Source organism: Pseudomonas sp. B3G-3 (assembly GCF_028640915.1).
Classification (GTDB): Bacteria; Pseudomonadota; Gammaproteobacteria; order Pseudomonadales; family Pseudomonadaceae; genus Aquipseudomonas; species Aquipseudomonas chlororaphis_I.
Window position 1 is genome coordinate 115,829 of the sequence record NZ_JAQZAB010000118.1, and the last position, 16,114, is coordinate 131,942.

A 16,114-nucleotide genomic window follows, 5' to 3' on the forward strand; every position below is an offset into this window, starting at 1 on the left:
CCGCGTCACGCCGCATTATTGGCAAACCCGCAAGGGCCGCAGCCGCGCTATCTATATATAGAGGCTGTGGTCGACATTGACCTGAATGATGCAAGCCAACGCCATGAGCCAAGACGACAACCTGATCGACCTGAACGCCGAACGTGCCAAGCGTGTGCATGACCTGAAGGAAAAACGCCTGAATGAAGTGCGCCAGGCCTTCGAGCAGGCAATGCCTCTGGGCAAGCCGAAGAAGAAACCGAAAAAGCCGAAAAAGCGCTGAACCGGGCGCGATCTGTTGATGTAAGTCAGTTATTTCCCCTCCCTGTCGTCCTGTCTTGGGCGACCATTGACCCCGGTCAATTTTCCCCGCCGCCTCTTTGGTTAACTTAGCCCCATCGCAACAGGGCAAGAGCAGGAGGCCAGTCATGTTTTTCGATAATGTGGTGATCGCCGGAGTGCTGACTGTCGGCCTCATGGTTCTGTTTTTCGCCGGGTTTGGATTTTTCATCTGGAAAGATGCGCATAAACGCAAAAAACCTTAAGTCTTTCCGGTAACGAGCACGCAAGGCATTTTGGGCAACTTCGGTTGCCCTTTTTTTTGCCTGTGTGTTTTGTGGGGGAACGATCACTTCCTTCAGGCACAAAAAAAGGTGCGACCCAAGGGGCGCACCTTTTTTGTCGCGGACCGAGCGAATCAGGTCCCGAGGGCTTTCGAGGCCAGCCAGAACAGACCGGCCGACAGCGCCACGGTCGCCGGCAGGGTCAGTACCCAGGCCAGCAGGATGGTGCGTACGGTGCCGCTTTGCAGGCCGCTTTTGTTGGCGACCATGGTCCCGGCGACACCCGACGACAGCACGTGGGTGGTCGATACCGGCAGGCTGAAGATATTGGCCATGCCGATCAGGCCGGCGGCGGTGATCTGTGCCGACATGCCCTGGGCATAGGTCATGCCTTGCTTGCCGATCTTTTCACCGATGGTCTGCACCACACGTTTCCAGCCGATCATGGTCCCCAGGCCAAGGGCCAGGGCCACGGCCAGGATCACCCAGAACGGCGCGTATTCGGTGGTGGCGGTCAGGTCTTTGCGCAACTTGTCCAGGTCAGCCTTTTCACGGGCCGCGAGGTTCGGCAGCTTGCCGACTTTCTTCGCGGTGTCGTCCAGGCAGAGCAGGTAGCGACGCACTTCGATGCGGCTTTCGGCCGGCAGCGAGTGATAGTCGGCTACACCCTTGAGGGTGCCCAGCAGCGCGTCGATGGTCGGTTCGGTCTGCTGCGGGTTGCAGCGGAACTTGCCTGGCAGATCGTCCTTCACGCTTTTGCCCAGGGCCAGGAACTCGCCCAGGGAGTCCTGGTTGCGCTGGTAGAACTGGCTCAGGTGCAGGGTGGCGTCGCGGGTACGTTCGATCTGGTAGGTGGTGCTGTTCAGGTCGAGCACGAACTGCGCGGGCACGATACCGATCAGTACCAGCATGATCAGGCCGATGCCTTTCTGGCCGTCGTTGGAACCGTGCACAAAGCTCACGGCCATGGCCGAGATCACCAGCACCAGGCGGTTCCAGAAGGGTGGATGTTTCTTGTCGTCGACCTTGCGGCGTTGTTCCGGGGTCTTGTGCATCTTCGAGATCGGACGCCACCACTTCAGGCCGATCAGCACCAGGGCGGCAATCAGGAAGCCGGCCATGGGCGAGAACACCAGGGAAGCGCCGATGTCGATCGCCTTCTGCCAGTTCACGCCATCGCCCAGCGGGATGTCGTTGAGCAGGGCGTTGGCCAGGCCGACGCCGAGGATCGAACCGATCAGGGTGTGGGAGCTGGAGGCGGGAATACCGAAGTACCAGGTGCCCAGGTTCCAGGTGATGGCCGCGGCCAGCAACGAGAAGACCATGGCCAGACCGTGGCCGGTGTTGACATTGATCAGCAGCTCGACCGGCAGCAGATGGACGATGGCATAGGCCACGCCGACGCCGCCCAGCAGCACACCGAGGAAATTGAATACACCGGAAAAGAATACGGCCAGGTGCGGCGGCATGGCTTTGGTGTAGATAACAGTGGCAACCGCATTTGCGGTGTCATGAAAGCCGTTGATGAACTCGTAGGCGAGGACAAAAGCCAGGGCGAGCAAGAGGCTCACAAGCACCCAAGCATCCAGTCCGCTGAATAAATCGATCATGAAGGTTTTCTGACCCGGTCATAAGGGGGCGCGATTATGCCAGAAAACCCTGGTAATCGATGCACTAGGTGCTGGTTGGTAACATTCTTCAACGAAAAAGCCGAAGGCAGGCCAATGGCCATGCCTTTTTTCGAGGCATGGGCAAACCCTTGATTTTACTGGGGCTCATCCTCTAGGTCAGGGATGCAAGACTCAGCCAAACGTCTCAAACACTTGTATGAAATTTCACTTCCATGACAGTTTTTGAGCCCTTGGGGCCCATTCGCGGCTGCACGGCGGATGCCCGGCCGACCTTGCGATCGGCATTTATCTGCAAGGGCATCGAGCAGTGCGAAAGCTTCAGGCGAAGAGCGTCACGGCTGTTCTGTCTTGAGCTCTTTTTCCATCTTTTGCAGTTCTTGGGTAAATGCCTGGTCGAGAATGCTGGCGCGTTTTCGCCAAGGTTTGCGTTCCGGTTCAGGCTGGGCGGCGTAGGTGGTGACTTCGCCTCCGTAAACTTCCTTGTAACGTTGTTCCTGGCGCTCAAGTTCCGCGCGCAGTTCGTCTTTCGTCACAGTGTTACCTAACTGAGTTGAGATTATCCCGATGATACGCATTGCCTCGATCGGGTTTATCGAGCGCCTCGTGCTCGGCTCGATTAAAGGAGCCAGGATTGCGATGGGGCTCGCCAAACCGCTTCTTGTTGCATGCGGCCACGCCACCGGACAAGAACAGCTGTCGTAGCAACAGTCACTTTTTTGCAAGCACATTGGCCGGGCATATTGAGATGAGCGTCAAGCGCTTGCAGCAGGAAGCGTCACTTACCGATACGCACCCTGATGATGCTGCCGAACGCAGAAAAGCGTCGGTGATCACTTTGCTCATTATAGCGGCGGCCATGAATAACTCTATCGGCAATAAGTTAAAAATCGTCAACTTGATATCAGGGTTTTGTTACACGAAAGTTTTAAGCCGGATGATGAGAGTGGTGACGCTGCAGTTCTGTAACAAGGCCTGACAAGTTGCCTGGATTAACACGGAAGAAATGAGAGTTTTATTGGCGGCGAAAAAACGCCACATCGCGTAGAAGCACTTAATCGTGGTGGATTGCGATTATCGGTCGATGGTTCGATAATCGCCCAATGTTGGCTGTGCAGGCTTGTGCATCCTCTCCAGTACGGCTTGTAATAAGCCAGACTTCCGTCGCAGAGAACCTGAAATGAACGATCAATTGCGTAATTCCTTCGCTTCCGCCGCGCCACCGATTGTCGCTTCGCCGGCCAAGCGGATTCAGGCGCTGACGGGTGATCCGGATTTCATGACTTCTCTGGCTCGCGGCCTGGCGGTGGTCCAGGCCTTTCAGGAGCGCAAGCGCCATCTGACCATTGCCCAGATCAGCCACCGCACGGAGATTCCCCGGGCCGCCGTGCGCCGCTGCCTGCATACCCTGATCAAGCTTGGTTACGCCACCACTGACGGCCGCACCTATTCGTTGCTGCCCAAGGTGTTGACGCTGGGGCACGCCTACCTGTCTTCCACGCCGTTGGCGGTGTCGGCCCAGCCTTACCTGGACCGCATGAGCGAGCAACTGCACGAAGCCTGCAACATGGCCACCCTGGAAGGCGACGACATTCTGTACATCGCCCGTTCGGCCACCACCCAGCGCCTGATCTCGGTCGATCTCTCGGTCGGTGGGCGCCTGCCGGCCTACTGCACATCCATGGGCCGGATCCTGCTGGCAGCGCTGGATGACGCTTCGTTGCGCGAATACCTCGAGCATGCCGACCTGCAAGCCAAGACCAGCCGTACCCTGCACACGCCAGAGGCGCTGCTCGAATGCCTGCAACAGGTTCGGCAGCAGGGCTGGTGCATTGTCGATCAGGAGCTGGAGCAAGGCCTGCGTTCCATCGCCGTACCGGTGTACGACGCTTCGGGCCAGGTGCTGGCCGCGCTCAATGTCAGTACCCATGCCGGCCGCGTCAGCCGCGCCGAGCTGGAGCAGCGCTTCTTGCCAGGCCTGCTCAGCGCCAGTCGCGACCTCAGCGCCCAATTGTTCGCTTGAGGGCTGCCTGCTTAAGCTGTTCGATAAACGCACAGATACGCGCTTGCTGAATTGACGCTCTTTCCCTTGCCTCATTAATGTCGCGGCAGCGTCATCCGGCCACTGGAGTTCTGCCTCTCCAATGGCCGCGTGGCGACCCCATAATAATGAAGAGGCCAACCCCCCCATGAGCATCGCCCGCGCACCCAGCCGCGCTCCTTTATCCTGCCTTCGCCTGCCGACGGCCTGATCCCGCAAGACCCTTTTTCGATTTGAACCGACCAGCTTTGGCTGGCACCTGTTCGCCTGCGTTTTTCGCGTGGAATAAAAATAATGAACCAGCCTCAATCCGCTGTAGGGAACTGCCTCGATGTGCAGTCCTTTATCAATGCCCAGCCGCTGTCGCGCTATCAGTGGCGGGTGGTGATCCTGTGTTTCCTGATTGTCTTTCTCGATGGCCTCGACACCGCGGCCATGGGATTCATCGCGCCGGCGCTGTCCCAGGATTGGGGCATCGATCGTGCCAGCCTCGGCCCGGTGATGAGTGCGGCGCTGATCGGCATGGTGTTCGGGGCGCTGGGCTCCGGCCCATTGGCTGACCGCTTCGGGCGCAAAGTGGTGTTGGTGGGGGCGGTGCTGCTGTTCGGTGCCTTCAGCCTGGCGTCGGCCTACAGCACTAATGTCGACCAGTTGTTGGTACTGCGTTTCCTCACCGGCCTGGGCCTGGGCGCCGGCATGCCGAATGCCACCACGCTGCTCTCCGAATACACCCCCGAGCGCCACAAGTCGTTGCTGGTGACCAGCATGTTCTGTGGTTTCAACCTGGGCATGGCCGGTGGCGGTTTCATTTCCGCCAAGCTGATCCCGGCGTTCGGCTGGCACAGCCTGCTGCTGATCGGCGGGATCCTGCCGCTGATCCTGGCCGTGGTATTGCTGGCCTGGCTGCCGGAGTCGGCGCGTTACCTGGTGGTGCGCAATCGTGGTACCGACAAGGTGCGCAAGGCCCTGGCGCCCATCGAGCCGGGCACGGTCGGCCAGGCCGCGAGCTTCAGCGTGCCGGAACAGAAGACGGTGAAGGCGCGCAATGTGTTTGCGGTGATTTTCTCCGGGACCTACAGCGCTGGCACCTTGCTGTTGTGGCTGACCTATTTCATGGGGTTGGTGATCGTGTACCTGCTGACCAGCTGGCTGCCGACCCTGATGCGCGACAGCGGCGCGAGCATGGAGCAGGCGGCCTTTATCGGCGCGCTGTTCCAGTTTGGCGGGGTACTCAGCGCCGTGGCGGTGGGCTGGGCCATGGACCGTTTCAACCCGCACAAGGTCATCGGCACCTTCTACCTGCTGGCCGGGGTCTTCGCCTATGCGGTTGGGCAAAGCCTGGGCAACATCACCTTGCTGGCGACCCTGGTGCTGATCGCCGGCATGTGCGTCAACGGCGCGCAATCGGCGATGCCGTCCCTTGCCGCGCGTTTCTATCCGACCCAGGGCCGCGCCACCGGCGTGTCGTGGATGCTCGGCATCGGTCGCTTCGGGGCAATCCTCGGGGCCTGGATGGGCGCCACGCTCTTGGGGCTGGGCTGGAACTTCGAACAGGTGCTGACCGCGTTGGTGATCCCGGCGGCGCTGGCGACCACGGCGGTGGTGATCAAGGGCATGGTCAGCCATGCGGACGCGACCTGATCGAATGAGCAAAGCGCTCCCGAAGGGGGCGCTGAATACCTGTAGCCGCTGCCGCAGGCTGCGATAAGGCCGAAGGCCTTCAGCGAGCCTGAGGTCTTCGCGACCGTTCTCCGAACGCGGCCCGGGTCGATCGCAGCCTGCGGCAGCGGCCGCGGCGCAATCGATAGTCAGGCAACAATCTGTTCGATAAACGAACGCTCAGTCGATTATCGGATTGTTTGGGTTTTTCCCCCGGCTTAATCTTCAGTCACTCAGGCGTATCCCTCGCGCCTTTTTCTTCCAGTCGCTCAATAACAATCGGGAGATCCCTCCATGGCTGAAATCCTTTCGCTGCACGATGCGGTGAAGCAGTTCGTCAACGACGGCGATACCGTCGCGCTCGAAGGCTTCACCCACCTGATCCCCACGGCCGCGGGTCACGAAATCATTCGCCAGGGCAAAAAAGACCTGACCCTGGTACGGATGACCCCTGACCTGATCTACGACCAGTTGATCGGTGCCGGTTGTGCCCGCAAGCTGATTTTCTCCTGGGGCGGCAACCCGGGCGTGGGTTCCCTGCATCGCCTGCGAGACGCGGTCGAGAAGCAATGGCCGCATGCCCTGGAAATCGAAGAGCACAGCCACGCCGACCTGGCCAACGCCTACGTGGCGGGTGCCTCGGGCCTGCCATTCGCGGTGTTGCGCGCTTATGCCGGCTCCGACCTGCCAAAGGTCAACCCGCTGATCAAGAGCGTGACCTGCCCATTCACCGGTGAAGTGCTGGCGGCGGTGCCATCGGTACGCCCTGACGTCACCGTGATCCACGCGCAAAAAGCCGACCGCAAGGGCAACGTGCTGCTGTGGGGCATCCTTGGCGTGCAGAAGGAGGCCGCCCTGGCCGCCAAGCGCTGCATCGTCACCGTGGAAGAAATCGTCGACGACCTGAACGCGCCGATGAACGCCTGTGTGCTGCCGACCTGGGCCCTGAGCGCGGTCTGCCATGTACCGGGCGGCGCCCATCCGTCCTACGCCCACGGTTACACCGAGCGCGACAACATCTTCTACCAGGCCTGGGACCCGATCGCCCGCGACCGTGAAACCTTCACCGCCTGGATCAACGAATACATCCGCGGCAGCGCTGACTTCAGCGAATTCCAGGCCAAGCTGGCCGCAGCAACGGGGGCCAAATAATGACTTACACCACCAATGAAATGATGACCGTTGCCGCCGCCCGCCGCCTGCAGAACGGCTCGGTGTGCTTTGTCGGGATCGGCCTGCCGTCCAAGGCCGCCAACCTGGCGCGCCTGACTTCGTCGCCGGACGTGGTGCTGATCTACGAATCCGGCCCGATCGGCGCCAAGCCCAGCGTGCTGCCGCTGTCCATCGGTGACGGCGAACTGGCCGAGACCGCGGACACCGTGGTGCCGACCGGCGAGATCTTCCGCTACTGGCTGCAAGGCGGGCGTATCGACGTCGGTTTCCTCGGCGCCGCCCAGGTCGACCGTTTCGGCAACATCAACACCACGGTGGTCGGCGATTACCACCAGCCGAAAGTCCGCCTGCCAGGTGCTGGCGGTGCGCCGGAGATCGCAGGTTCCGCCAAAAGCGTGCTGATCATCCTCAAGCAGTCGTCGCGCTCCTTTGTCGACAAGCTCGACTTCATCACCTCGGTCGGTCACGGCGAAGGCGGCGACTCGCGCAAACGCCTGGGCCTGCCAGGGGCCGGGCCGGTGGGGATCATCACCGACCTGTGCATCATGGAGCCGGAAGCCGGCACCCATGAGTTCGTGGTCACCTCGCTGCACCCGGGCGTGACCCGTGAGCAGGTGGTCGCCGCCACCGGTTGGGCGATCCGTTTCGCCGACCAGGTCGCAGAGACCGCCGCGCCGACCGAGATCGAACTGACCGCCCTGCGCGACCTGGAAGCCCGCACCGCCGCGGCCCATGGCCAGACCCCGGGAGAAGCCTGATGCGCGAAGTGTTTATCTGTGACGCCATTCGTACCCCCATCGGCCGCTTTGGTGGCGGCCTGTCGACGGTGCGTGCCGACGATCTGGCCGCCGCGCCGATCAAGGCGCTGATCGAGCGCAACCCGTCGGTGGACTGGAGCGCGGTGGACGAGGTGTTCCTCGGCTGCGCCAACCAGGCCGGCGAAGACAATCGCAACGTGGCGCGCATGGCGCTGCTGCTGGCCGGGCTGCCGGAAACCATTCCGGGTGTGACTCTCAACCGCCTGTGCGCTTCGGGCATGGATGCCATCGGCACCGCTTTTCGCGCCATCGCCAGTGGCGAGATGGAGCTGGCCATCGCCGGCGGCGTCGAGTCGATGTCCCGCGCGCCCTTTGTCATGGGCAAGGCCGACACCGCCTTTTCGCGCAACATGAAGTTGGAAGACACCACCATCGGCTGGCGCTTCATCAACCCGCTGATGAAGGCCCAGTACGGCGTGGATGCCATGCCGCAGACCGCTGACAACGTCGCCGACGATTATCAGGTGTCGCGCGCCGACCAGGACGCGTTCGCCCTGCGCAGCCAGCAACGCACCGCCGCGGCGCAGGCCGCCGGGTTCTTCGCCGAGGAAATCGTCCCGGTGCGCATCGTCCACAAGAAGGGTGAGACGGTGGTCGAGCAGGACGAGCATCCGCGGGCCGATACCTCGCTGGAAACCCTGAGCAAGCTCAAGCCGGTCAATGGCCCGGACAAGACCGTCACCGCCGGCAACGCCTCGGGCGTCAACGACGGAGCGGCGGCGCTGATCCTGGCGTCGGCCGAGGCGGTGAAAAAGCACGGCCTGACCGCCCGTGCCCGGGTGCTGGGCATGGCCAGCGCTGGCGTCGCGCCACGGGTGATGGGCATCGGTCCGGTGCCGGCAGTGCGCAAGTTGACCGAGCGCCTGGGCGTGGCGGTCAGCGATTTTGATGTGATCGAACTCAACGAAGCCTTCGCCAGCCAGGGCCTGGCGGTGTTGCGCGAACTGGGCCTGGCGGACGACGCGCCCCAGGTCAACCCCAACGGCGGCGCCATCGCCCTTGGCCATCCGTTGGGCATGAGCGGCGCGCGCCTGGTATTGACCGCGCTGCACCACCTGGAAAAGACCGGTGGCAAGAAAGGCCTGGCGACCATGTGTGTGGGTGTCGGCCAGGGCCTGGCATTGGCCATCGAGCGCGTCTGACGCGCTTTTTATAAGAACGAGGATCGAGCATGACCGACAAGCCCGGTTACCGGCGCCCGCAACCAGGTACTCAGCCTGATTACCTGCACCCGGCCTACAAATCCACCAACACCCGCTCGCCGTCCAAGCCGCTGGTGTTCCTGCCCCATTCGCTGTCGGAAATCACCGGCCCGACCATCGGCGCCGATTACCTGCAGGACAAGGACAACGACCTCACCGCCCAGCATGCCGGCGAGCCCCAGGGCGAGCGCATCATCATTCACGGCCGGGTGCTGGACGAGAACGGCCTGCCGGTGCCGGGGATCCTGGTGGAGATCTGGCAGGCCAACGCCGCCGGCCGCTACAACCACGAGCGTGACCTGCACGATGCGCCGCTGGACCCGAACTTCACCGGCACCGGGCGCACCGTCACCGACGCCGATGGCTGGTACCAGTTCCAGACCATCAAGCCCGGTGCCTACCCCTGGGGTAACCACCACAATGCCTGGCGTCCGGCGCATATCCACTTCTCGCTGTTCGGGCCGAGTATCCTCACGCGCCTGGTGACCCAGATGTATTTCCCGGGCGACCCGCTGCTGGCCTACGACCCGATCTACAACTGCGTGCCGGACACCAGCGCCAAGGAACGCCTGATCGCCAGCTTCGACCTGGAGAAAACCATTCCGTCCTACGCCCTCGGCTACCGTTGGGACATCGTCTTGCGCGGCCGCGATGCCACGCCGATGGAGAAATAAGATGACGCTGACTGCGACCACGTCCCACACCGTCGGCCCCTACTACCACATCGGCCTGACCTGGCTGAACCGCGAAGACCTGACCCAGGCCGAGACCCTCGGCGAACGGATAGCGATCAGCGGCCAGGTGGTGGATGGCAACGGCGACTTCGTCAACGACGCCATGCTGGAAATCTGGCAGGCCAACGCGGCCGGCAAGTACGATCACCCGGAAGACGATCAGGACAAGGCCCTGGACCCGAACTTCCAGGGCTTCGGCCGGGTGCCGGTGGATGGGGAAGGGCGTTTCCGCTTCACCACCATCAAGCCGGGCAGCGTGCCTGGCCTGCAGGGTTCGACCCAGGCGCCGCACCTGGTGGTGCTGGTGTTTGCCCGGGGCCTGGTCAAGCACTTGCTGACCCGCATCTACTTCGACGGCGAACCGGCCAACGCGGCCGATCCGCTGCTGGCCTGCGTGCCCGCAGAGCGTCGCGCCACCTTGCTGGCCAAGGCGGATGCGCCGGGTCACTACCAGTGGAACGTGATCCTGCAGGGTACCGACGCGGAAACCGTGTTTTTCGATTATTGAGTGTGCCTGGGGGGAGCGCGAGCAAGCTCGCTCCTACATGACCGCAGTTGAATCACGGCATCGTGATCGACCCACATCCTGTAGGAGCGAGCTTGCTCGCGATAAGGCCGAATAGGCCGATACCCCCCAAGGTCGTCTTGCGGAACGGGACTGTTACAAAGTATGTCTAGACTCACCACGTCCCCAAAGAGTGAAAAGCCATGACAACGTTAACCAGTCACTACACGACCGAGGAACGCAGCAAGAGGATCTTCGCGATCGTCGGCGCCTCCTCCGGCAACCTGGTCGAATGGTTCGACTTCTACGTCTACGCCTTCTGCGCGATCTATTTCGCCCCGGCGTTTTTCCCCTCCGACGACCCCACGGTGCAACTGCTCAATACCGCCGGCGTGTTCGCCGCCGGGTTCCTGATGCGTCCTATCGGCGGCTGGCTGTTCGGCCGGGTGGCCGACAAGCACGGGCGCAAGAATTCCATGATGATCTCGGTGCTGATGATGTGCGCCGGCTCCTTGGTCATCGCCTTCCTGCCGACCTACGCCAGCATCGGTGCCTGGGCGCCGGCGCTGCTGCTGATGGCGCGGCTGTTCCAGGGCCTGTCGGTGGGCGGGGAATACGGCACCACCGCGACCTACATGAGCGAAGTCGCGCTCAAGGGCCAGCGCGGGTTCTTCGCCTCCTTCCAGTACGTGACCCTGATCGGCGGGCAACTGCTGGCGGTGCTGGTGGTGGTGATCCTGCAACAGTTTCTCGACGAGGCGGAACTCAAGGCCTGGGGCTGGCGCATTCCGTTCGTGATCGGCGCCATCGCGGCCCTGATCTCCCTGCTGCTGCGGCGTTCGCTGAAAGAAACCACCAGCAAGGAAATGCGTGAAGACAAGGACGCCGGCAGCGTGGCCGCGCTGTTCAAGCATCACTCGAAGGCCTTTGTCACCGTGCTCGGCTACACCGCCGGCGGCTCGCTGATTTTCTACACCTTCACCACCTATATGCAGAAATACCTGGTGAACACCGCCGGCATGCACGCCAAGACCGCCAGCTACATCATGACCGGCGCGCTGTTCCTTTATATGTGCATGCAGCCGCTGTTCGGCATGCTGGCGGACAAGATCGGCCGGCGTAACTCGATGCTCTGGTTCGGCGCGTTGGGCACGCTGTGCACCGTGCCTATCCTGCTGACCCTGAAAACCATCAGCAGCCCGTTCCTGGCCTTCGTGCTGATCACCCTGGCCCTGGCGATCGTCAGTTTCTACACCTCCATCAGCGGCCTGGTAAAAGCCGAGATGTTCCCGCCGCAAGTGCGGGCGCTGGGGGTAGGCCTGGCTTATGCGGTGGCCAACGCGCTGTTCGGCGGTTCGGCGGAATACGTGGCCCTGGGCCTGAAATCCCTGGGCATGGAAAACACCTTCTACTGGTACGTGACGGCGATGATGGCGATTGCCTTCCTGTTCAGCCTGCGTCTGCCTAAACAGGCGGCGTACCTGCACCACGATCTTTGACCTGTCCGCGCGCGTCCGTCGCGGACGCACGCCCCAAAGGATTGTTTATGAGTACACCGGCGAGCAACCAACTGTTCGATGCCTACTTCACCACCCGCGATATGCGCGCGGTGTTCTGCGACCAGGGTCGGGTCCAGGCCATGCTCGACTTCGAGGCCGCGCTGGCCCGGGCCGAGGCTCGGGTCGGAGTGATTCCGGCCGCGGCGGTGGCGCCGATCGAGGCGGCCTGCCGCGCCGGACTCTATGATTTTTCCGCCCTGGGCCAGGCCATCGCCACTGCGGGCAACTCAGCGATCCCACTGGTCAAGGCCCTGGGCAAGCAGATCGCCAAGACCGATGCCAGCGCCGAGCGTTATGTGCACCTGGGCGCCACCAGCCAGGATGTGATGGACAGCGGGTTGGTCCTGCAACTGCGGCAGGCGCTGAGCCTGATCGACAACGACCTGGCGCGCCTCGGCGGCATCCTGGCCGCCCAGGCCCAACGTTATGCCGACACACCCATGGCCGGCCGCACCTGGCTGCAACATGCCACGCCGGTCACCCTCGGCATGAAGATCGCCGGCTGGCTGGGGGCCGTGACCCGCAGCCGCGAGCGTCTGGCGCAGCTCAAGCCGCGCTTGCTGGTGCTGCAGTTCGGCGGGGCCTCGGGCACCCTCGCGGCTCTGGGCGAGCAGGCCCTGCCCATTGCCCAGGCCCTGGCCGAGGAGTTGCAACTGAGCCTGCCGGAACAGCCCTGGCACACCCAGCGCGACCGGCTGGTGGAGTTCGCCTCGGTGCTTGGCCTGATCGCTGGCAGCCTCGGCAAGCTCGGCCGTGACATCAGCCTGCTGATGCAGACCGAGGCGGCGGAAGTCTTCGAGCCGTCGGCGCCGGGCAAGGGCGGCTCCTCGACCATGCCGCACAAGCGCAACCCGGTGGGCGCGGCGGTATTGATCGGCGCGGCGACCCGGGTTCCCGGGCTGCTGGCGACTATGTTCAGCGCCATGCCCCAGGAGCACGAACGCAGCCTGGGCCTGTGGCACGCCGAATGGGAAACCCTGCCGGAGATCTGCTGCCTGGTGTCCGGTGCCTTGCAACAGGCGCTGCTGGTGGCCGACGGGCTGGAAGTCGACGCCGCGCGCATGGCCAGGAACCTCGACCTGACCCAGGGGCTGGTGCTGGCGGAAGCCGTGAGCATCGCCCTGGCCCAGCGCCTGGGCCGCGAGACCGCACACCATCTGCTGGAGCAGTGCTGCAAGCGTGCGGTGGCCGAACAACGGCATCTGCGCGCGGTGCTGGGGGATGAGCCGCAAGTGACCGCCGAGCTGTCGGCGGAAGAACTGGATCGCCTGCTGGACCCGGCGCATTACCTCGGCCAGGCACACGCCTGGGTCGAGCGCGCCGTGGCCGAACATTTAGCCTTGAACGCCTGAAGGAGACTGCCGTGGCATTCGTACAACTCGCCGATGGCGAACTGCATTACCAACTGGACGGCCCGGTCGATGCGCCGGTGCTGGTCCTGTCCAACTCCCTGGGTACCGACCTGCACATGTGGGACATGCAGATTCCGGCCTTTACCAAGCACTTCCGCGTGCTGCGTTTCGACACCCGTGGCCACGGCAAATCCCTGGTCACCGAAGGCCCCTACAGCATCGAGCAGTTGGGCCGTGACGTGCTGGCGCTGCTGGATGCGCTGCATATCCAGCGCGCGCATTTCTGCGGCCTGTCCATGGGCGGGCTGATCGGCCAGTGGCTGGGCATCAATGCCGGCGAGCGCCTGAACAAGCTGGTGGTGTGCAACACCGCGGCGAAGATCGGCGATCCATCGGTATGGAACCCGCGCATCGAAACCGTGCTGCGCGATGGCCAGGCGGCCATGGTCGCATTGCGCGATGCCTCGATCGCCCGCTGGTTCACCCCGGCCTTCGCCGTGGCGCACCCGGACCAGGCCAAGCTGATCACCGACATGCTGGCGGCCACCTCGCCCCAGGGTTATGCCGCCAACTGCGCGGCGGTGCGCGATGCGGATTTCCGCGATCAACTGTCGGCGATCGAGGCACCGACCCTGGTGGTGTCCGGTACCGAAGATGCGGTCACGCCGCCCTCCGGCGGGCATTTCATTCAGGAGCGCGTGCGCGGCGCCGAATACGCCGAGTTCCATGCGGCGCACCTGTCCAACGTCCAGGCCGGCGCGGCGTTCAGCGAGCGGGTCGTGGCATTTCTGCTGGCTGACCAGAACATTTGAGGATGCCCCCGATGGACGAGCAACAACGTTACGCCGAAGGCATGCAAGTGCGTCGCGCGGTGCTGGGCGACGCCCATGTCGATCGCAGCCTGAACACCCTGACCGAGTTCAACTCGGAGTTCCAGGAAATGATCACCCGGCACGCCTGGGGCGATATCTGGACACGTCCGGGCCTGCCACGCCACACCCGCAGCCTGATCACCATCGCCATGCTGATCGGCATGAACCGCAACGAAGAGCTCAAGCTGCACCTGCGCGCCGCCGCCAACAACGGCGTGAGCCGCGCCGAGATCAAGGAAGTGATCATGCAGAGCGCGATCTACTGCGGTATTCCGGCGGCCAACGCGACCTTCCACCTGGCCGAGTCGGTGTGGGACGAGCTGGGCGTCGAATCCCGCGCCTGATGACCCGCGACTTGTAAAGAAAGGCGGCGCCGAGCAACTCGGCGCCGCTGCGTTTTCCCTGCAGGAGCGAGCTTGCTCGCGATGAACCTGAGGGTGCGGCGTTCAGCCAGTCAGTACGCGCCATCGTTGACGATCATCGCGAGCAAGCTTCGCTCCTGCAAAAAAACAAGGCCAGCCCCGGGGAATGGGGCTGGCCTTGTTTTTGGTGTGGGCGAGCGAGTGGGTTTACAGCAGGCTGATCGGGTAGCTGATGATCAGGCGGTTCTCGTCGAACTCGTTGGTGCTGAAGTCGCGGCGCATGGTCGAGTTGCGCCATTTGACGTTGAGGTTCTTCAGCGTGCCGCTTTGCACGGTGTAGGCCAGCTCGCTCTCGCGTCCCCATTCCTTGCCGTCGGTGATGGTGCCGGTGTGCACGTTGTCGCCCTTGATGTAGCGGTTCATCAGGGTCAGGCCGGGTATGCCGACCGCGACGAAGTTGTAGTCATGGCGCAGTTGCCAGGATCTTTCCTGGGCGTTGTCGTAGCTGGCGTTGTAGCTGTCGTTGGCCAGGGTGCCGCCGCTGGTGCCGTTGACGCGCATCCAAGCGCTGTCGCCGGTGAGTTTCTGCAGGCCGACATAGAAGGTGTGGCCGCCGTACTTGGCCGAGAACAGGCCCGACCAGGTCTTGTTGTCCAGGTCGCCGGCGCGGGCGCTGCCATCTTCCTTGCCGTAGAAGAAGCCGATGTTGGCGCCCAGGGTCCAGTCGCCCAGCGGCTGGCTATGGATCAGGTTGAGGTATTGCTGGCTGTAGATGTCCTTGAGCTGGGCGTTCCACACCCCGACCTGGGTGCGCTTGTCGTTGAAGCTGTATTCGCCGCCCTGGAAGTTGAAACGGTCGGAGGTGAAGGCCGCTTTGCCGGTCATCGACATGTCGCTCATGCTGCTGTCGTCACGCGGGCTGTTGGCGCGGAACTGGCCGCCGTAGAGGGTCAGGCCGTCAATTTCCTTCGAGGTGATCTGGCCGCCGCGGAAGGTCTGGGGCAGGGAGCGACCGTCGTCCGAGCGCAGGATCGGCAGCACTGGCATCCATTCGCCGACCTTGACTTCGGTCTGCGACAGGCGGGCCTTGAACGCGACGCCCGTGCGGCCGAAGTGGTCGGCCGGACGCCCGTCGTGATCCAGGGGCAGCAGCTGGGTGCCGCCGGTGCCCTTGCCACCATCGAGCTTCAGCGAGTACAGCCCCAGCACGTCCATGCCGAAACCGATGGTGCCCTGGGTGAAGCCGGACTTGGCGTCGAGGATGAAGCTCTGGGTCCACTCTTCAGCCTTGCCCTGGCTCTTGCCCGGGTTGGTGAAGTTACGGTTGATGTAGAAGTTGCGCAGGTTCAGGTTGACCTTGGCGTCTTCGAGAAAGCCGGACTCCGCGGCCATGACCGGCAGGGCCGTGCCGGCGATGCTGACGGCCAGCAGGCTGGGCAGCAGGGAATAGGGAGTGCGAGTGGATGGCTTCATGGATCGGGCTCTCTAATTGTTAGGGGTGAGGCAGGGCGCTGCCGCAACGTCAGGTTGCAGACAAGGTTGAAACCGGGAGGGTGGATGGAACGGAATCAGCCGGAGCGGGCAGGGCGCGGGGTCATGATGACGAACCTGTTGTTATTGGTTTTTGTAGGTGCGGGGAATGGTGCGTTGGATCAACGGGCCTGTTC

Annotated in this window: 17 protein-coding genes; 14 read left to right on the plus strand and 3 right to left on the minus strand. The window is 63.0% G+C overall.

Features of this window, described 5'->3' with window-relative positions; translation table 11 throughout:
* Nucleotides 1–103: 103 nt before the first annotated feature.
* The gene (locus tag PVZ80_RS22980; RefSeq protein WP_023968072.1) at nucleotides 104–262 is read left to right on the plus strand and encodes a hypothetical protein; all 159 of its coding nucleotides are present in this window, start codon (nucleotides 104–106) and stop codon (nucleotides 260–262) included.
* Nucleotides 263–407: 145 nt separating this feature from the next.
* Complete coding sequence (gene ccoM / locus PVZ80_RS33875; RefSeq protein ID WP_007926603.1) at nucleotides 408–524, plus strand: cytochrome c oxidase subunit CcoM; 117 nt, start codon at nucleotides 408–410, stop codon at nucleotides 522–524.
* Nucleotides 525–676: 152 nt separating this feature from the next.
* Here ccoM and PVZ80_RS22985 read toward each other — a convergent pair whose 3' ends face one another.
* Together PVZ80_RS22985 and PVZ80_RS22990 are read right to left on the minus strand one after the other, a co-directional pair.
* The gene (locus PVZ80_RS22985) at nucleotides 677–2,152 is read right to left on the minus strand and encodes an inorganic phosphate transporter (RefSeq protein ID WP_038581614.1); all 1,476 of its coding nucleotides are present in this window, start codon (nucleotides 2,150–2,152) and stop codon (nucleotides 677–679) included.
* Between the two features lie 353 nt (nucleotides 2,153–2,505).
* The gene (locus tag PVZ80_RS22990; protein WP_016702061.1) at nucleotides 2,506–2,706 is read right to left on the minus strand and encodes a hypothetical protein; all 201 of its coding nucleotides are present in this window, start codon (nucleotides 2,704–2,706) and stop codon (nucleotides 2,506–2,508) included.
* 98 nt (nucleotides 2,707–2,804) lie between these two features.
* Here PVZ80_RS22990 and PVZ80_RS22995 point away from each other — a divergent pair, with 98 nt between their 5' ends.
* The 12 genes from PVZ80_RS22995 (at nucleotide 2,805) to pcaC (ending at nucleotide 14,429) form a co-directional block, all read left to right on the plus strand.
* The gene (locus PVZ80_RS22995; RefSeq protein ID WP_124298652.1) at nucleotides 2,805–3,149 is read left to right on the plus strand and encodes a hypothetical protein; all 345 of its coding nucleotides are present in this window, start codon (nucleotides 2,805–2,807) and stop codon (nucleotides 3,147–3,149) included.
* Between the two features lie 201 nt (nucleotides 3,150–3,350).
* Nucleotides 3,351–4,193, plus strand: coding sequence for a pca regulon transcriptional regulator PcaR (gene pcaR / locus PVZ80_RS23000; RefSeq protein WP_009047398.1), 843 nt, complete (start codon nucleotides 3,351–3,353; stop codon nucleotides 4,191–4,193).
* A 312-nt stretch (nucleotides 4,194–4,505) separates the two neighbouring features.
* A complete protein-coding gene (locus PVZ80_RS23005; RefSeq protein ID WP_028681800.1) occupies nucleotides 4,506–5,852 on the plus strand; it encodes an MFS transporter in 1,347 nt (448 codons plus the stop codon).
* 312 nt (nucleotides 5,853–6,164) lie between these two features.
* Complete coding sequence (locus tag PVZ80_RS23010) at nucleotides 6,165–7,022, plus strand: CoA transferase subunit A (RefSeq protein ID WP_009047400.1); 858 nt, start codon at nucleotides 6,165–6,167, stop codon at nucleotides 7,020–7,022.
* On the plus strand, nucleotides 7,019–7,801 hold the full coding sequence (locus PVZ80_RS23015) for a CoA-transferase subunit beta (protein WP_174248213.1): 783 nt from the start codon (nucleotides 7,019–7,021) through the stop codon (nucleotides 7,799–7,801). The genes PVZ80_RS23010 and PVZ80_RS23015 overlap by 4 nt, the downstream gene beginning before the upstream one ends.
* Complete coding sequence (gene pcaF / locus PVZ80_RS23020; protein ID WP_172667003.1) at nucleotides 7,798–9,003, plus strand: 3-oxoadipyl-CoA thiolase; 1,206 nt, start codon at nucleotides 7,798–7,800, stop codon at nucleotides 9,001–9,003. Before PVZ80_RS23015 ends, pcaF begins: the two co-directional genes overlap by 4 nt.
* A 29-nt stretch (nucleotides 9,004–9,032) precedes the next feature.
* Complete coding sequence (pcaH, locus tag PVZ80_RS23025; RefSeq protein ID WP_009047403.1) at nucleotides 9,033–9,737, plus strand: protocatechuate 3,4-dioxygenase subunit beta; 705 nt, start codon at nucleotides 9,033–9,035, stop codon at nucleotides 9,735–9,737.
* Nucleotide 9,738: 1 nt separating this feature from the next.
* Nucleotides 9,739–10,305 carry a protocatechuate 3,4-dioxygenase subunit alpha gene (pcaG, locus tag PVZ80_RS23030; protein ID WP_273864597.1) on the plus strand — a complete coding sequence of 189 codons (567 nt, stop codon included), beginning with the start codon at nucleotides 9,739–9,741 and terminating at the stop codon, nucleotides 10,303–10,305.
* Between the two features lie 200 nt (nucleotides 10,306–10,505).
* On the plus strand, nucleotides 10,506–11,801 hold the full coding sequence (locus PVZ80_RS23035) for an MFS family transporter (RefSeq protein WP_009047405.1): 1,296 nt from the start codon (nucleotides 10,506–10,508) through the stop codon (nucleotides 11,799–11,801).
* 47 nt (nucleotides 11,802–11,848) lie between these two features.
* Nucleotides 11,849–13,213: a 3-carboxy-cis,cis-muconate cycloisomerase gene (locus PVZ80_RS23040; protein ID WP_273864598.1), complete on the plus strand. Its 1,365-nt coding sequence runs from the start codon at nucleotides 11,849–11,851 to the stop codon at nucleotides 13,211–13,213.
* An 11-nt stretch (nucleotides 13,214–13,224) separates the two neighbouring features.
* Nucleotides 13,225–14,025: a 3-oxoadipate enol-lactonase gene (gene pcaD, locus PVZ80_RS23045; protein WP_053268385.1), complete on the plus strand. Its 801-nt coding sequence runs from the start codon at nucleotides 13,225–13,227 to the stop codon at nucleotides 14,023–14,025.
* Between the two features lie 11 nt (nucleotides 14,026–14,036).
* A complete protein-coding gene (gene pcaC / locus PVZ80_RS23050; protein ID WP_273864599.1) occupies nucleotides 14,037–14,429 on the plus strand; it encodes a 4-carboxymuconolactone decarboxylase in 393 nt (130 codons plus the stop codon).
* A 225-nt stretch (nucleotides 14,430–14,654) separates the two neighbouring features.
* Here pcaC and PVZ80_RS23055 read toward each other — a convergent pair whose 3' ends face one another.
* Nucleotides 14,655–15,920: an OprD family porin gene (locus tag PVZ80_RS23055; protein WP_016702071.1), complete on the minus strand. Its 1,266-nt coding sequence runs from the start codon at nucleotides 15,918–15,920 to the stop codon at nucleotides 14,655–14,657.
* Between the last annotated feature and the right edge of the window lie 194 nt (nucleotides 15,921–16,114).